Consider the following 16,239-nt stretch of genomic DNA (forward strand, 5'->3'; position numbering starts at 1 on the left):
ACTGATGGGGTGGTGTCGGCCGTCACGGCTCACCCGTGGCGACATCAGTTAGGTAGCCAGCCGGCGGGGCGGTCACCTGTTTTTCTATGCTCAGAAGCCGGTGCACGAGGCACCGGCTTCGGACGTCTCACCGGGGGCCAGACTGCGACAGCACGTCGCAGCCTGAAACGTATGATAACAAGCCCCGGCCCACGATTTAAGTGGCATCCGCCAGCAGCATCTCGCGAATCTTGCCGATCGCGCGCGTGGGATTGAGCCCCTTCGGGCACACCGCCACACAGTTCATGATGCCGCGGCAGCGGAACACGCTGAACGGGTCCTGAAGGCCTTCCAGACGCTCGCGTGTCGCCTCGTCGCGGGAGTCGGCGAGGAAGCGATAGGCCTGCAGCAGACCGGCCGGACCGACGAACTTGTCCGGGTTCCACCAGAACGACGGGCAGGAGGTCGAGCAGCAGGCGCACAGGATGCACTCGTAGAGGCCGTCGAGCTTGTCGCGGTCCTCCGGCGACTGCAGACGCTCGATGGCCGGCGCCGGGGTGTCGTTCTGCAGGTACGGCTGGATGCGCTCGTACTGCTGGTAGAACAGCCCCATGTCGACCACCAGGTCACGGATGACCGGCAGGCCGGGCAGCGGACGCAGGGTCAGCTTGCCCTTCTTGACCACGTCGGACAGCGGCGTGATGCAGGCCAGGCCGTTCTTGCCGTTCATGTTCATGCCGTCGGAGCCGCACACGCCCTCGCGGCAGCTGCGACGATAGGCCAGGCCGTTGTCCTGCTCCTTCACCAGGTGCAGGACGTCGAGCACCATCAGGTCGCGGCCCTGGGTGTCGACCTGGAACTCCTCCATGTAGGGGGCGGAGTCCGTCTCGGGATTGTAGCGGTACAGGGATACCTGAAGCGTGGACATCGTGACTCCCCTCAGTAGGTACGGACTTTCGGTTCGAACATATCGACGGTCTTGGGCGCGAAGTTCACATCACGCTGCCCCAGGCGCTTCTCGGCCGGGAAATACATGGAGTGCTTCAGCCAGTTGACGTCGTCGCGATCCGGGTAGTCGTAGCGTGAGTGGGCACCACGGCTCTCCTTGCGCTCGAGGGCCGCGATGGCGGTGGCCTCGGCGACCTCCATCAGGTTGTCGAGCTCGAGTGCCTCGACCCGGGCGGTGTTGAAGGTGTTGGACTTGTCCGGCAGGTAAGCGTTGTTGATGCGCTCACGCAGCTCGGCCAGCTGCTGGACACCCTTCTGCATGTTCTCTTCCTGACGGAAGACGCCGAAGGCGTTCTGCATGATGTCCTGCAGTGCGCGCTTGAGCTCGGGGACGGTCTCGCCGCTTTCGGACTCGTTCCAGCGGTTGATGCGCTTCATGGCCGACTCGACGTCGGACTCGCTGGCCGCCAGGTACTCGATGCCCTCGTTGAGCGCGCTCTCGATGAACATGCCGGCCGCGCGACCGAACACCACCAGGTCGAGCAGCGAGTTGCCGCCCAGGCGGTTGGCGCCGTGGACCGACACGCAGGCCGCCTCGCCGACGGCGTAGAGGCCGTTGACGATCTGATCGTTGCCGTCGCCGTCCTGCATGATCGCCTGGCCGTGCACGTTGGTCGGCACGCCGCCCATCATGTAGTGGCAGGTCGGCACCACCGGGATCGGCTCCTTGGCCGGATCCACGTGGGCGAAGGTCTTGGACAGCTCGACGATGCCCGGCAGACGCTTGCCGAGAACTTCCTCGCCCAGGTGGTCGAGCTTGAGGTAGACGTGATCGCCGTTCTCGCCGCAGCCACGACCCTCGAGGATCTCCATGACCATGGAACGCGCGACCACGTCACGGCCGGCCAGGTCCTTGGCGTTGGGCGCGTAACGCTCCATGAAGCGCTCGCCGTCCTTGTTGACCAGGTAGCCACCCTCGCCGCGGCAACCCTCGGTCACCAGGGTACCGGCGCCGTAGATGCCGGTCGGGTGGAACTGCCACATCTCCATGTCCTGCATCGGGAAGCCGGCGCGCAGCGCCATGCCGATGCCGTCGCCGGTGTTGATCAGGGCGTTGGTGGTGGAGGCATAGATGCGGCCGGAACCGCCGGTGGCCAGCACGGTGGCCTTGGACTTGATGTGCACCACTTCACCGGACTCGATGTCCATGGCGATGCAGCCGACGACGTCGCCGTTGGCGTTCTTGACCAAGTCGACGGCGTACCACTCGTTGAGGAAGGTGGTATTGTTCTTCAGGTTGTTCTGGTAAAGGGTATGCAGCAGGGCATGGCCGGTACGGTCCGCCGCGGCGCAGGTACGGGCCGCCTGACCGCCTTCACCGAAGTTCTTGGACTGGCCGCCGAACGGGCGCTGATAGATGCGGCCGTTGTCGAAGCGGGAGAACGGCAGACCCATGTGCTCGAGCTCGAAGACCGCCTTCGGACCTTCGGAGCACATGTACTCGGCGGCGTCCTGGTCGGCGATGTAGTCGCCGCCCTTGACGGTGTCGTACATGTGCCAGCGCCAGTCGTCGTTGGGGTCGGCGGAAGCGATGGCACAGGTGATGCCGCCCTGGGCGGACACGGTGTGCGAGCGAGTCGGGAAGACCTTGGACAGCACGGCGGTCTTCTTGCCGGACTTGGCCAGCTCGAGGGCGGCCCGCAGGCCGGAACCGCCACCGCCGATGATGATGGCGTCGAAGGTCAGGCTACGCATGTTGGACATGGATCAGGCTCCCCACAGAACTTGAATACCCCAGACCAGGAACACGAAGATGGCCAGGATGATGACGGTCTGGACGGCAATGCGGATGCCGGTCGGCTTGAGATAGTCGGTGGTCACGGTCCACAGCCCCACCCAGGCGTGGGCGGACAGGGACACGAAGGCCAGCAGCGAGAAGATTCGCATCCAGGTCTGGCCGAAGAGCCCGCTCCAGGTCGAGTAGTCGAGACCGGGATGGACCAGCAGGTAGCCGACGATGAAGAGTGTGTAGAGGGCCAGAATAACGGCCGAGACGCGCTGAACGAGCCAATCGGACAGCCCGCTGCGTCCGAAGTTCGTGATGTTGGTTACCATACCCAGACTCCAGCCAGAATGATCAGGACCGCGCTTGCCACGACGGTGATCTGCGCCTTCTTGACGCCACCTTCGAGGGTCACACCGATGTCGACGTCCATCAGCAGGTGCTTCACGCCGGCCACGAAGTGGAACGCCAGGGCAGACAGCAGCCCCCAGGCGATCAGCTTGGCCAGGATGTTGTGAGCCAGCGCATCGCTGACGGCAGCGAAGCCTTCGGCGGACGACAAGGAAGCATCCAGTGCCCAGAAGCCGAAGATCAGGCCGATGAAGAGAATGACGCCGGTGATGCGGTGAGCGATCGACGTCAGGGCGGGGAGGGGGAACTGTATCGTGGACAGATCCAGATTTACGGGTCGTTTGCTATTCACGGCTCTCTACACACTCTCTTGGCCCGTCACTGGGCACTCGAGGAGAGCCCGCCACGGGCGGTGGTTTCGGGAAGGAGAACGATCATGCCTTGCGGGTCACGATCTCCCTATTCCTGCCAGTCGCGGGACAGGATTATAGGGCCATGCCTGCATCGATGACAAATCACTAGCTTGCCAACTAGACCATGGTGGCAGGCCACGATTGGCGTAAAAAATTCCACCTCTCGGCGCTTTCCCAGTCTCATGTGCTTGCCAGGCGGCGTATGGCACCACCATGGTGCAAAGCACCATATGTGCGACAAGAATTATACATAAATCCACTCCAATACAGCACACCAACATCGATGGATGAATTGACAATCGAAAAGACGCTTCTATAGTGGGCGAACCTTTTCGCAGGCAAGTTCCGCGAAATCACGACTTATCGCGCCACCATGAACTCGAGAGGAGGCCAGTTATGGCTGACAGGAAAGCAACGCTGACGGTAGAAGGCCTGGAGAAATCGATCGAGCTGCCGGTCTACTCGGGGGCTGCGGGGCCAGATGTCATCGACGTTCGCGGCCTGGGTGCCGAGGGCCTGTTCACCTACGATCCCGGCTTCATGGCGACCTCCTCTTGCCAGTCCGCCATCACCTACATCGATGGCGGCCAGGGCGTGCTGCTGCATCGCGGCTACCCCATCGACCAGCTGGCCAAGCAGTCCGACTTCGTCGAACTGTGCTATCTGCTGCTGTTCGGCGAGCTGCCCAACGACGCTCAGTACACCGATTTCGCGGAGCGCGTGACGCACCACACCATGGTGCACGAGCAGCTGGCCAACTTCTTCAAGGGCTTCCGTCGCGACGCCCACCCGATGTCGATCCTGTGCGGTGTGGTCGGCGGCCTGGCGGCCTTCTATCACGACCATCTGGACATCACCAAGCAGGAAGACCGCGAGATCAGCGCCATCCGCCTGATCGCCAAGATGCCGACCATCGCGGCCATGTCCCACAAGTACAACGTGGGCCAGCCGTTCGTCTATCCGCGCAACGACCTGAACTATGCAGAGAACTTCCTCTACATGATGTTCAGCAACCCGTGCGAGAACTACGAGATCAACCCGGTGTTCGCCAAGGCGATGGATCGCATCTTCATGCTCCACGCCGACCACGAGCAGAACGCCTCCACCTCCACGGTGCGCCTGGCCGGCTCCACCGGCGCCAACCCGTTCGCCTGCATCAGCGCCGGCATCGCCGCCCTGTGGGGCCCGGCCCACGGCGGTGCCAACGAGGCCGTGCTGAACATGCTCGACGAGATCGGCGACGACTCCGAAGAGAACATCCAGCGCTTCATCGACAAGGCCAAGGACAAGAACGACCCGTTCAAGCTGATGGGCTTCGGCCACCGCGTCTACCGCAACTTCGACCCGCGCGCCAAGGTCATGAAGGAAACCTGCGACGAGGTCCTGGCCCAGCTCGGCAAGGCCGACGACCCGCAGCTCAAGATCGCCAAGCGCCTCGAGCAGATCGCCCTGGAGGACGAGTACTTCGTCGAGCGCAAGCTCTACCCGAACGTCGACTTCTACTCCGGCATCATCCTCAAGGCCATGGGCATCCCGACCAACATGTTCACCGTGATCTTCGCGGTGTCCCGCACCATCGGCTGGATCTCCCACTGGCACGAGATGCTCAGCGACAGCTACAAGATCAGCCGTCCACGCCAGCTCTACACCGGCCACACCCAGCGCGACTACCCCGCCAAGTAATCGGCGAACGACTCGCACTGACGACGAAGGCCGCCCCTCGGGGCGGCCTTCCTGCGTTTCTGACCCGAGATCACCCTCCCGGCGGAGAGCCCTCTCCCTGCTCGACGCCGGCCGGCGCCGTTCGAGGATCACAGCCGCTTGTCCGCCCCCGCCACGCTCCAGCTCTTCGCTCTCCACTGCCTCGCACTCCAGCCTCCTCGCCCCAGCCGCCTCAGAAGCACCGCAGAAGACGCCGCCGACCTGACCCCACCCTGAACCGGCGCCTCGCGTCGACGCCCTCTCCGGGCCATTCCGACGCCCCAGCGACATCCGTCAGCGGCGACCTCGCCAGCACCGCCCTGCCCCGCTCACGGCCTAGCGCGGAGACGACCAAGCAGAGCGCGAGCCCCGCCTCTCCACCGCTGTCATGGCACTGACGCCGTTTCGCAGCGTTTTCCACACATTCTGTGGATAAACCTGTTCAAAACCCTTGAGGAATCGCCCAGAATCGCCATGGATAGCGGGTCGCGCTCAGATTGGTCAATTTTTGACCGCACTCAACCCTTTGATTTATAAGAACTAATCTGCCGAGCCCATAACCACGGGCCTGCGAGGCGATCCTGTGAACAATGTTACGACAGGAACCGCTCAAGTGGACAAGTCAAGGCCTTGCAGGGCCTTTATGTAGGAAGAAAGCATGACTCTCGCGCGAACCAGCGCCATAAAGCGCCTCGGACGGAGACAAAAAAAGACGCTCATGGCGTCCGGGGAGATAGAGATTGGAGTGGCGTCCCATAGGGGGTTCGAACCCCTGTTACCGCCGTGAAAGGGCGGTGTCCTGGACCACTAGACGAATGGGACGCATCATCTTCGATGACGTGATTGGTGGAGCCTAGCGGGATCGAACCGCTGACCTCAACACTGCCAGTGTTGCGCTCTCCCAGCTGAGCTAAGGCCCCACATGTCGTGAAGACGAGGCGTATAATACTGATTCCCTTCGCCTTCGTCAACGGGTATTTCCTGCTGCGCTCGCGCTCTATGTGAAAAGCTGGCCGCCGGCGGTGCCGGCCCGGTCGTCTCCCATATAGCAGGCTACACTCCGGGCGCTGTGCTCCGGCGGCGACCAGACTCGGCGTCCCCGCCTATCATCGCTCGCAACGGAAATACTGGGTTTCCCTACTGCGTTAAAGCTCCCGGTATTCCTTCTCGAAGCGCTTGGCCTGCTTCTTGGACACACCGCCCAGCACCGCGATGGCGTGGCGCAGGCGCGCCCGGGTCATGTCGGAGCCGAGAATCGCCATGGCATCCATCACCGAGGTACTGGCGACGGAGCCGGTGATGGCGATGAACACCGGCGCCAGGAAGTCCTTCATCTTGAGCTCGAAGTGCGCGGCCAGCGCCTTGACCTCGGTCAGCAGGGCCTCCTTGTGCCAGGCGGGCACGGTCTCGAGGCGCCAGGTCAGGAACTGCAGCAGCTTGACCAGGTCCTCGCGGCCCAGCTTGACGCCGTCGAAGTCGCCCTCCTCGATCGCCGGCACGCCGGAGAAGAAGTGGCCGGCCAGCGGCATCACGTCGGACAGCGTCTCCACCCGCGGCCGCACCTGCGGCAGGATCTGGCGCACGTACTCCTCGTTGAAGGCCCAGTCGCGCAGCGCCTTGAGGAAGGCATCGTCGTCCAGGTCCTCGCGGATGTAGAGGCCGTTCAGCCAGCTCAGCTTCTGCAGGTCGAACACCGGCCCGCCCAGCGAGACCCGCTGCACGTCGAAGTGACTCATCATCTCGTCGAGGGTGAACTTCTCGCGCTCGTCGGGCATCGACCAGCCCATGCGGCCGAGATAGTTGGTCACCGCCTGGGGCAGGAAGCCCATGCGACGGTAGTAGTTGATCGAGGTCGGGTTCTTGCGCTTGGAGAGCTTCGACTTGTCCGGGTTGCGCAGCAGCGGCATGTGGCACAGCGTCGGCATCGGCCAGCCGAAGTACTCGTACAGCAGCTGGTGCTTGGGCGCGGAGTTGATCCACTCCTCGCCGCGCAGCACGTGGGTGATGCCCATCAGGTGGTCATCGACCACGTTGGCCAGGTGGTAGGTCGGCATGCCGTCGGACTTGAGCAGGATCTGGGCGTCCACCTGGGCCCAGTCGACCTCGATGGTGCCGCGCAGCATGTCATCGACCACGCAGGTGCCACTGGCCGGCACGTGCATGCGCACCACATGAGGCCAGCCCTCGCGCTCGCGGCGGGCGACCTCTTCCTCGGGCAGCGCCAGATCGGCCGGCTTCAGCGCCAGGTGAAGGCCGGCGGCCTTGCGCGTCTCGCGCAGCTCGTCGAGCTCATCGCTGGTACGGTAGCACTTGAAGGCATGACCGGACTCGATCAGCTTGCGCGCATGCTCGGCGTAGATATCGCCGCGCTCGCTCTGCCGATAGGGGCCGTGCGGGCCGCCCACATCGGGACCCTCATCCCACTCCAGACCGAGCCAGCGCAGGGAGTCGAGGATCATCTGCTCCGACTCGGCGGTCGAGCGCACCCGGTCGGTATCCTCGATGCGCAGGATGAACTCGCCGCCGTGCTGGCGGGCGAAGCACAGGTTGAACAGGGCGATATAGGCGGTTCCCACATGGGGATCGCCGGTGGGAGACGGCGCGATACGGGTACGTACGGTCATGTCGTCCTTGGTCCGGTCGGGAGAATGGAATCCTGGTCGCCTTGCCGGCCCGGTCATGAAACGCCACGCCGCCGCAAGGCCCCAGAGGAATGGCGGGCATTATACGCGCCTCGCGTGGCGCCGGCAGCCGCCCCGTGGAATCATTGGCGATGCCGATGGTCCATCACTGAACCCCACGGAACGAGGAGCACCATGCTTCCCCAGCTACCCGACGACTACCAGGCCCTGGTCACCGGCGCCTCCGGCGGCATCGGTGCGGCCCTGGTCGACGCCCTGCTGGACGACCCGCGCCTGGCCCGCCTGCACGTCGTCAGCCGGCAAGCGGTCAGCCGTGACGATCCGAGGCTGACCGCTCACGTCCTGGACCTGACCACTCCGGACGGCCTGGCCGCGCTGACCGACGCCCTCGACGGCCAGCCGCTGCACCTGGTGCTCAACGCGCTGGGCATGCTGCATGACGACGCCGACGGCATCGCGCCGGAGAAGAAACTCGACGACCTCGACGCCGACGCCCTGGGCCGGCTGTTCCACGTCAACGCCACCACCCCGGCCCTGCTGCTCAAGGCCCTGGTCCCCTCGCTCAAGGGGCGTCACACCGTGCTGATCGGCAGCCTCTCGGCCCGGGTCGGCTCCATCGAGGACAACCGGCTGGGCGGCTGGTATGCCTATCGTGCCAGCAAGGCCGCCCATAACATGCTGATGAAGACCGCCGCGGTAGAGCTGCGTCGCCTCAATCCCAATGCCTGCGTCACCTGCCTGCACCCCGGCACCACCGACACCGACCTGTCGGCCCCCTTCCAGAGACGCGTGCCCGAAGGCAAGCTGTTCACACCGGCCTTCGTGGCAGACCATCTGATCACGGTACTGAGCAGGCGCTCACCGGCAGACTCCGGCGGTTTCCGTGATTGGGACGACCAACCCATCGCATGGTGACGCTCGGGCGGGACGGCGGCCATAACGTTGATGCTCGCTATTGCACAGTCTCGAGCAATCGCAGACCATGCCCCATCTCGTAGACGACCTCAGACAGGACGACGTTCATGGAAACACTCGGCCCACGGATCAAACAGCTCCGCCTGGAGGCCAACCTCAACAAGGCCGCCCTGGCCCGCCGAGTCGGCGTCTCTGACGTCACCATCTCCTATTGGGAATCCGGGGCCATCAAGCAGATCGGGCACGAGCGGCTGGTCGCGCTGGCCGGCGCCCTCGGCTGCCCGCTCTCCGCGCTGCTCGACAACGACACCAGCCGGCCGGCACCGCTGTTTCTGCGCGCCGATGGCCCGCCCCCCTGGGAGGGCACCGAGGCCAAGGGCATCGAGCTGCCCATCGAGCTCACCCCCGGCCAGCGCTGGGACGGCGACTGCCATCTGGTGACACCGGCCCCCGGCGAGGCGCTCGACTACCTGAACGCGGGCGACCTGGCCGCCATCGCGCCCAGCGAGATATTCCGCCAGCCGGGCCTCTACCTGATCGAGGAAGCCGGCCGACTGGCGCTGCGCCGGGTCCAGCAGGACGCCAAGGGCGAACTGACCTTCCAGCGCCAGAACGACGCCACCCCGACCCCCTACACGCCCGACTGCCGACTGCTGGGCAAGGTCGTCGCCCTGTGGCGGCTCGAGACACCTTGAGCCGGGGCGCTACTCCACTTCGATGACCTTCACCTGGTCGGTGGTATGCCGCGGCTCGCTGCCGACCAGGAAGCGCTGACTGGCGCTGATCACCTGCCCCAGCCCGTGACGCGAGGCCTGCACCAGCGGACCGCGAAGATGCTGCCCGTCCTCGCCCAGCCGTGCCCGCACCGCAGGCGGCTGCACCGAGGCGGCCGGCATGTTGACGGTGATGCGATAGCCGCCATCCGGCAGCCCGCTGCCCGGCCCGAACGGCCCGGCGGCAAAGCCGCCACCGGCCTCGACCGCGGTCCGCGCCTGCCAGCGCACGCCGCTGAGCTCGCGCTCCACCAGCACCTGTAGCCGCGTGCTCTGGGGCAGGTTGGTGGTGCCCTCGACCAGCAGCCGTCGGTCGCTGCGCAGCCGCGCATCGATGCCGACGCTCACCTCGTCCGTGAACGGCTCGACCTCGGGCGCCGCCTCGTCTGCCGCCGAGTCCTCGGGTTGGGCCACGCCACCCAGCCGCTCATCGGCCGGCGGCTTGTCGTCCTCACCGCCACCACAGCCGGCCAGGCCCAGTGCCAACCCCAGCACCAGGCTCGCCACCCAGGCGCCTCGCTGCCATGCCGTCATGCCCGTCCTCCCTGTGCGGAAATGTCCGACTCACGCATCAGCGGCCCTGACACGTCCGACACAGGGTCGCATGGGGCACCGCCGCCAGGCGACCCGCATCGATCGCCTCGCCGCAGTTTTCGCAGATCTCGCCCCGCCCTTCACGAATCCTGGCCAGGGCGTGACGGACCTGGGACAGCTCGTCATCGGCCTCCGCCTCCAGCGATGCCACCACCTCGTCGTCCCGCGTTTCCAGAGACTGATCCTCCATGTCCTTGTCCAGCGGCCCGGCCCTACGCTCCCGGTGCTGCCGGTAGCGGGCCAGACGCGCCTGCAGCTCGTCTCTCAGCCGCTCCAGCTCAATCTTGCGATCGCTCATCGTCTCCCCCTCCTTCACCCGCCCCCGGCTAGTCGATCCCCAGGACGCGATATCCGCTCGGCGTCAGCTCGAGCCGGCTCGGACGGCCCTCGTCATCCCGCTGGACCACGAGATGCCCTGCCTCCTCCAGGGCCGCGATATCGGCCCGGCCCCGAGACTCATGAGAATCCTCACCGGCGTGACCGAACGGGGCCGCCAGTACGCCACCGTGCTGCAGTACCCGCGCCAACAGCTCACGCCGGGACTCGTCGAGATCATGACTCCCCATTCACGCCTCCCTCAGTAGCCGTTTCACACATCCACCTCATCGAGTATGGACGACATCGTCGCCGAGACCTTTCACGCTGGCCTACAGCACTCGCACCCCGCGCCATGGCTGGTAGAATACGCGCTTCTCGAATGACCCCGTGACGCCGATGACCGATCTTGACCGCACCTTCTCCGTGGCCCCGATGATGGATTGGAACGAAGGCTGACAACCACGGGCGTAATCGTCACCAAGTACCAAAAATGACACATCAAAAAAGAGCCGGCTGCCGATCACAGCCGGCTCTTTGCAGTTGACTATCGCCTTGAGATCAATCACCTGCATGACCATGCAGAAAACCGCGTAGATCCGCATAAGCCGGAGCCCCTCTCATCCCCATCGGAACCCGCTCAACGGCGCGGCCTGGCGCCTTAGTGCATGAGTGCATAAAAACCGGCACGTTTAGCGCGCGGGCGGGGCGGGGTGTCGACGGCGCGCGGCGGTGCGCCGCTGGGGTGGAGGGGCGGCTGGGTGGCCGCCTGCGGTGCGATCGACGATCGAGTTGATGCGCGCATCGCCTGAGAGCCAGCGGCCGGCAGAAGGCCGCACAGCGCGATAGACGCACTACGAGGCACAAATGCGTCTCAACCGGGATTGCTCGCGCGGAGGCACGAAAAGGCCGCCCGGGTGGGCGGCCTGCTGGTGGTGGTCGGTAGCGGCTGGCGAGCCGGCGAGCTATCGCCGGGTCGGATCGAGGCCGGTGCCTTCGTCGCCGCTGAGCGAGTAGGGATCGAACTGCACGATCTCCTCGCCGGCCCACTCGTTGATTTCGCGCATGGTGGCCTGGAGGGGCTCGAGTTCGTTCGCCACGAACACCCGGGCGGCCTTCTCGACGTCGCCGAACCCGCCGGTGTTCTGGGGGATGATGCCCATCATCTGGGGCGGGATGCGATGGCCGGCGAGCTGGTCGTCCCGGGTGATGTTCTTGATGTTCCAGAAGTCGTCCTTCGCCGCGACCTCCGACACGGGGATCACCTGCACCCCGTCCTTCTTGCCGTTGGGCGAGTAGAGGAACAGGTTGCGGAAGTTGCCCGGCCCCTTCGACTCCTTGAGCGCCTGGCGCATGGCGTCGATGTCCTTCTGGTCGTGGGCCGGGTCGTTCACGTACATGATGAAACCCGCATGGCTGCCGTTGAGATAGTAGCGCCGGCGGAACAGGGTCGCCGACTCGTTCAACCAGGCCGACTGCAGGCTGCCGATGTAGTCCGGCACACCGTAGATGCCCTGGTCGATGTCCGGCTCGAGCAGGTGCACCACCCTGCCCCGCGGCAGCTCGGTGCGCTCCAGGTAGTTGGGTGCCCACCAGTAGCGATCATTCAATCCCCGGCGCATGTACTTGGCAGACAGGTGGCGGAAGGGCAGCCGCTTACCCAGCCGCCCACGCACCTCCTCGAGGTAGCCATTGCCGAACACCAGGTAGTCCAGGGCCAGCGCCGAGAACGCCCGGCGGCCCAGCAGCGGGTGCGGCTTGAAGGTGCGCAGCAGGATGTTGCGCTTCACCTGGAGCGCGCTGCCGTGGTGGGCCGTGGCCCGGTAGCTCTTGGCCAGGATCTCCAGCGGCACCGGCGGCTCGTACCACTCATCCCCCGAGAGATAGATCCCCTCGTAGAAGGCGTCGCGCATGCTGGTGACCGGCTCCGGATCGCCGAAGCTGAAGGCCTCGGTCCGCGCGGGCCCGTCGTTGGCCACCGGCGTGGCCGGGGCCTCGGTGCGGGTATAGGCCGGCACCCGGTACCGGGGCTTGGCGTCGGTGGTCTCGGTCATTCGTACATCTCCATGAGGGACTGGCCGGCCCCCTCGGCGGGGCCGTCGATCGGTTCGTGACTGAGGGCGTGCATGGCGGCCCAGGCCAGGTCGGCGTGACCGGTGGCCTGGCTGCGCCCGCTGGTGTAGGTGTACTGGCGGCCGGAGGCGGTGAGCTCGCGCTTGATGGCCATGAACGACTGCGCCATGTCGCTCCAGCCGGCATCGAACTCGAGGCGGCTCTTGCGCATGATCTGCTGGGCCTGCATGACCAGCCGGCCCTTCACCGCCGGGTCATAGCGGAAGCGGGTCAGCGTCGGGAACCACTTCTCGACGTGCTCGGCCACCGCCTCGCCCAGGCCGCTGACGTCGATGCCGATGTGCTCGATGCGGTACTTGTCCTGGAACGAGCGGATGAACGCCGCCTGGGCCGCGTAGTCCTCGCCCTTGAGCCGGTGGCGCTCCAGGATCCGGTGCTTCTCGTCGGCGGTGCGCGCCGGCAGCACCACCACCAGGCCCGCGCCGTCGCCGTCCTCGCCGGTGCCGGTCGGGTCGTAGCCGATCCACACCCCGCGGTCGCCCACCGGTCGCGGCGCGTAGGGCCGGTAGTCGTCCCAGATCTCCCAGGCGTCCACCATGCAGGGGTGCACCAGGCTTAGCGGGAACGCCGACTGGCTGTCGTCGACGAACTGGCACATCAGCAGGTTCGCGTACTCGTCGGGGCTGTACTCGAGGCGCAGCTGGTCCAGGTCGAACAGGTCGCAGCCGCCGGCGATCGCGTCCTCGACGGTGACGATCTGCCGCCAGTGGCCATCGGGGCACAGTGCCCCACCGGCCAGCGCCGCATGGCTGACGTCGAACTCCTGCCGCTCGGCCTTTTTGCGCCGCTTGTTGAACAGCTCACCGGACCAGAACGGATACGCCTCGTGGCCCAGGCTCGACGGCGTCGAAAAGTAGGTCTGGCGCCACTTCTTGTGCATGGCCATCCCGGAGGTGACCTTGCGGAACTCCTGGAAGCGATGAATCCAGAAGTACTCGTCCAGGTAGACGTCGCCGTGATAGCCCTGGGCCGTCTTGGCGTTGGTGCCCAGGAAGTGCAGCTCGGCGCCGTTGTCGAGCACGATCGGATCGCCCTTCAGGTCGACGTCGCAGGTCTCTTTGACGAACTGAACGATGTAGTTGCGGAAGATATGGGCCTGAGCCTTCGAGGCACTCAGGAAGATCTTGTTACGCCCCGTCTCGAAAGCATCGACGATCGCCTCGCGGGCGAAGAAAAAGGTGGCGCCGATCTGCCGGCTCTTGAGGATATTGCGGATGCGGTGCTTCTGGCCGGCCTCGTACCAGTCGATCTGGTACTGGAAGCAGGTATCCAGGAACGCCGCCTTCAGCTGCTCGACCTGTTCCTCGTCCAGGGCGTTGCGCCGGGGCTTCTTCTTCTCGCCGGCGTTGCGCCGCTCGATGTTCGGGTTGAGATCGCCCTCCTTGCCCGTCTCCTGGTAGCGGTGCACCCGGGCCAGCCGCTCGATCTGCCGGCCCAGCAGGTCGATCTCCTTGAAGTCCTTGCCCTCCTTGGCCTCCTTGCCGATCAGCTGCACCAGGCGCGCCTCGAGCGCGCCCTCGACGCGCTGGGTGGGCGTGGCCTCCTCCCAGCCGTCGCGTTCCTTCCAGCTGTGAACGGTCGGCGCCTTGAGGTCGAGGAACTCGGCGATGCGCGCCACTCGCCAGCCCTGCCAGTAGAGATGGCGGGCCGTCAGGCGCGGGGATTCGAGGGTGTCGGGGGCTGATGTCGTCATGCGGCCAGCCTACCCGCGCGCCCGAAGGGGCGAAGGAGCGGCCATTTGTGGGAGCAGCCCGGCACAACCGCCGGTGATTGAGGCAATCACGCGGGGCGCGGAACCTGACGCCATCGTCAGACACCCGAGCCGAGGACCCCCATGGCCAAGTTCCGCGTCGCCACCGAAGGCGCCACCACCGACGGCCGCGAGATCAAGCGCGAATGGATCGAGCAGATGGCCGCCAACTACGATCCCGCCAAGTACGGCGCCCGCGTGTGGATGGAGCACATGCGCGGCGTGTTCCACGACGGCCCCTTCGCCGCCCTGGGCGACGTCACCGCCGTGGAGGCCCAGAAGGTCGAGGACGGCAAGCTGGCCCTGTTCGCCGACATCGACCCGACCGACCGGCTCAAGGAGATGAACCAGCAGCGCCAGAAGGTCTACACCTCCATCGAGGTGAACCCGGCGTTCTCCGACACCGGCGAGGCCTACCTCGAGGGCCTTGCGGTCACCGACTCCCCGGCCAGCCTGGGCACCGAGATGCTCAAGTTCTCGCGCTCCGCCGGCGACAACTCGCCGCTGGCCGCCCGCAAGCAACACCCCGACAACCTCTTCACCGAGGCGGTCGAGATCGAGCTGGATTTCACCGAGACGCCCCCGGCCGACAACGGCCCGAGCCTGATAGAGCGCGTCACGGCGTTGTTCAAGAAGCACGACGCCAAGACCGCCAAGGGCTTCGCCGCCTTCAGCAAGGACCTCGAGCAGACCCTCGAGCTGTTCGTGCAGAAGCACGCCGACCTTGCCGCCGAGCTCGAGAAGCGCCCATCGGCCGAGTCTTTCAACGAGCTGAAGTCCGCCCACGAGGCGACCAAGACCAAGCTCGACGAGCTCTACGCCAAGCTCGACCACACCCCCGACACCCCTGACCGCACGCCCGCCCTGGGTGGTAACGGCGGCGCCGAACTGACCGACTGCTGAGGACACCCGACCCCATGCGCAACGACACCCGCCAAGCCTTCAACAAGTTCGCCGAGCGCGTCGCCCACCTCTCGGGTGTGCCCAGCGCCGGTGAGTCCTTCGCCGTCGATCCCAGCGTCCAGCAGACGCTGGAGACCAAGATGCAGGAGACCAGCGCCTTCCTGGCCAGCATCAACATCATCGGCGTCGACGAGCTCAAGGGCGAGAAGCTCGGCCTCGGCCTGTCCGGCCCGATCGCCGGGCGCACCGACACCACCGCCAACGACCGCACCCCGCGCGACCTGAGCACCCTGGACGCCAACGGGTACGAGTGCCGCTCCACCGAGTTCGACACCTACCTGCCGTGGAGCAAGCTCGACGCCTGGGCCAAGTTCCGCGACTTCCAGGCCCGGGTGCGCAACATGATCATCCGCCAGCAGGCGCTCGACCGGATCATGATCGGGCTCAACGGCACCTCCGCCGCCATCGAGACCGACCGCGTCGCCAACCCGCTGCTCGAAGACGTCAACATCGGCTGGCTGCAGCACTATCGCGACCAGGCGCCCGCCCGGGTGCTGAGCGAAGTCGTCGCCGCCTCTGGCGAGGTGCGCGTCGGCCCCGGTGGCGACTACGAGAACCTGGACGCCCTGGTCTACGACGTCGTCAACGAGATGATCGACCCCTGGCATCGCGAGTCCACCGATCTGCGCGCGATCTGCGGCCGCAAGATCCTCGCCGACAAGTACTTCCCGCTGATCAACCGGGATCAGCCGCCTACCGAGCAGCGCGCCCTGGACATGATCGTCAGCCAGAAGCGCATGGGCGGGCAGCAAGCGGCCCGAGTGCCCTACATGCCCGACGGCACCCTGCTGATCACCCCGCCGGAGAACCTCTCCATCTACTGGCAGCGCGGCAGCCGCCGCCGCTACCTCAAGGACGAGCCCAAGCGTAAGCGCGTGGAGAACTACGAGTCTTCCAACGACGCCTACGTGGTCGAGGACTTCGGTGCCGGCTGCCTGGTGGAAAACATCATCTTCGGCGACTGGAGCGTCTAAGGAGA

16 protein-coding genes and 2 tRNA genes are annotated in these 16,239 nt (G+C 65.7%); 5 read left to right on the forward strand and 13 right to left on the reverse strand.

The genetic code is table 11. The features are described from left to right. Nucleotides 1-196: 196 nt before the first annotated feature. The 4 genes from CVH10_RS08510 to sdhC are packed head-to-tail and all read right to left on the reverse strand — an operon-like array spanning nt 197 to nt 3,413. The gene (locus CVH10_RS08510) at nt 197-907 is read right to left on the reverse strand and encodes a succinate dehydrogenase iron-sulfur subunit (protein WP_035597289.1); all 711 of its coding nucleotides are present in this window, start codon (nt 905-907) and stop codon (nt 197-199) included. Nucleotides 908-918: 11 nt separating this feature from the next. Then, nucleotides 919-2,691: a succinate dehydrogenase flavoprotein subunit gene (gene sdhA, locus CVH10_RS08515; RefSeq protein ID WP_035597292.1), complete on the reverse strand. Its 1,773-nt coding sequence runs from the start codon at nt 2,689-2,691 to the stop codon at nt 919-921. Between the two features lie 3 nt (nt 2,692-2,694). Further along, nucleotides 2,695-3,042, reverse strand: coding sequence for a succinate dehydrogenase, hydrophobic membrane anchor protein (sdhD, locus tag CVH10_RS08520; RefSeq protein WP_035597295.1), 348 nt, complete (start codon nt 3,040-3,042; stop codon nt 2,695-2,697). Then, a complete protein-coding gene (gene sdhC, locus CVH10_RS08525) occupies nt 3,036-3,413 on the reverse strand; it encodes a succinate dehydrogenase, cytochrome b556 subunit (protein WP_035597299.1) in 378 nt (125 codons plus the stop codon). The genes sdhD and sdhC overlap by 7 nt, the downstream gene beginning before the upstream one ends. A 457-nt stretch (nt 3,414-3,870) precedes the next feature. Here sdhC and gltA point away from each other — a divergent pair, with 457 nt between their 5' ends. Next, a complete protein-coding gene (gene gltA, locus CVH10_RS08530) occupies nt 3,871-5,157 on the forward strand; it encodes a citrate synthase (protein ID WP_106488366.1) in 1,287 nt (428 codons plus the stop codon). Between the two features lie 764 nt (nt 5,158-5,921). On the opposite strand, the gene CVH10_RS08535 is transcribed toward gltA, so the two are convergent. The 3 genes from CVH10_RS08535 to gltX all read right to left on the reverse strand — a co-directional run bounded on the left by CVH10_RS08535 (nt 5,922) and on the right by gltX (nt 7,799). After that, a tRNA-Glu gene (locus CVH10_RS08535) sits at nt 5,922-5,997 on the reverse strand. 22 nt (nt 5,998-6,019) lie between these two features. After that, a tRNA-Ala gene (locus tag CVH10_RS08540) sits at nt 6,020-6,095 on the reverse strand. 225 nt (nt 6,096-6,320) lie between these two features. Next, nucleotides 6,321-7,799: a glutamate--tRNA ligase gene (gene gltX, locus CVH10_RS08545; protein WP_106488367.1), complete on the reverse strand. Its 1,479-nt coding sequence runs from the start codon at nt 7,797-7,799 to the stop codon at nt 6,321-6,323. 192 nt (nt 7,800-7,991) lie between these two features. Between gltX and CVH10_RS08550 the strand changes: the two genes are divergently transcribed. Next, entirely contained in the window at nt 7,992-8,732 is a 741-nt protein-coding gene (locus tag CVH10_RS08550) for an SDR family NAD(P)-dependent oxidoreductase (RefSeq protein WP_106488368.1), read from the forward strand. 107 nt (nt 8,733-8,839) lie between these two features. After that, nucleotides 8,840-9,427, forward strand: a complete 588-nt coding sequence (locus CVH10_RS08555) for a helix-turn-helix domain-containing protein (protein ID WP_106488369.1) — start codon at nt 8,840-8,842, stop codon at nt 9,425-9,427. Between the two features lie 9 nt (nt 9,428-9,436). On the opposite strand, the gene CVH10_RS08560 is transcribed toward CVH10_RS08555, so the two are convergent. The 6 genes from CVH10_RS08560 to CVH10_RS08585 all read right to left on the reverse strand — a co-directional run bounded on the left by CVH10_RS08560 (nt 9,437) and on the right by CVH10_RS08585 (nt 14,240). After that, nucleotides 9,437-10,039 (reverse strand): hypothetical protein, encoded by a 603-nt coding sequence (locus CVH10_RS08560; RefSeq protein WP_181244375.1) that lies wholly within the window; start codon nt 10,037-10,039, stop codon nt 9,437-9,439. Nucleotides 10,040-10,076: 37 nt separating this feature from the next. Then, nucleotides 10,077-10,397, reverse strand: coding sequence for a TraR/DksA C4-type zinc finger protein (locus CVH10_RS08565; protein ID WP_035597313.1), 321 nt, complete (start codon nt 10,395-10,397; stop codon nt 10,077-10,079). Nucleotides 10,398-10,425: 28 nt separating this feature from the next. Beyond that, nucleotides 10,426-10,665, reverse strand: a complete 240-nt coding sequence (locus CVH10_RS08570; RefSeq protein ID WP_035597316.1) for a hypothetical protein — start codon at nt 10,663-10,665, stop codon at nt 10,426-10,428. A gap of 81 nt (nt 10,666-10,746) precedes the next feature. Then, complete coding sequence (locus CVH10_RS08575) at nt 10,747-11,019, reverse strand: hypothetical protein (RefSeq protein WP_106488370.1); 273 nt, start codon at nt 11,017-11,019, stop codon at nt 10,747-10,749. Nucleotides 11,020-11,379: 360 nt separating this feature from the next. Then, the gene (locus CVH10_RS08580) at nt 11,380-12,468 is read right to left on the reverse strand and encodes a phage portal protein (protein WP_106488371.1); all 1,089 of its coding nucleotides are present in this window, start codon (nt 12,466-12,468) and stop codon (nt 11,380-11,382) included. Further along, nucleotides 12,465-14,240, reverse strand: coding sequence for a terminase family protein (locus CVH10_RS08585; RefSeq protein WP_106488372.1), 1,776 nt, complete (start codon nt 14,238-14,240; stop codon nt 12,465-12,467). The genes CVH10_RS08580 and CVH10_RS08585 overlap by 4 nt, the downstream gene beginning before the upstream one ends. A 141-nt stretch (nt 14,241-14,381) precedes the next feature. Between CVH10_RS08585 and CVH10_RS08590 the strand changes: the two genes are divergently transcribed. Both CVH10_RS08590 and CVH10_RS08595 read left to right on the forward strand, forming a co-directional pair. Continuing rightward, nucleotides 14,382-15,200, forward strand: a complete 819-nt coding sequence (locus tag CVH10_RS08590; RefSeq protein WP_106488373.1) for a GPO family capsid scaffolding protein — start codon at nt 14,382-14,384, stop codon at nt 15,198-15,200. Between the two features lie 14 nt (nt 15,201-15,214). Next, a complete protein-coding gene (locus CVH10_RS08595) occupies nt 15,215-16,234 on the forward strand; it encodes a phage major capsid protein, P2 family (RefSeq protein WP_106488374.1) in 1,020 nt (339 codons plus the stop codon). Nucleotides 16,235-16,239: the final 5 nt, after the last annotated feature.

Source organism: Halomonas sp. ND22Bw, from assembly GCF_003011945.1.
In the GTDB taxonomy this organism is placed as follows: domain Bacteria; phylum Pseudomonadota; class Gammaproteobacteria; order Pseudomonadales; family Halomonadaceae; genus Halomonas; species Halomonas halophila.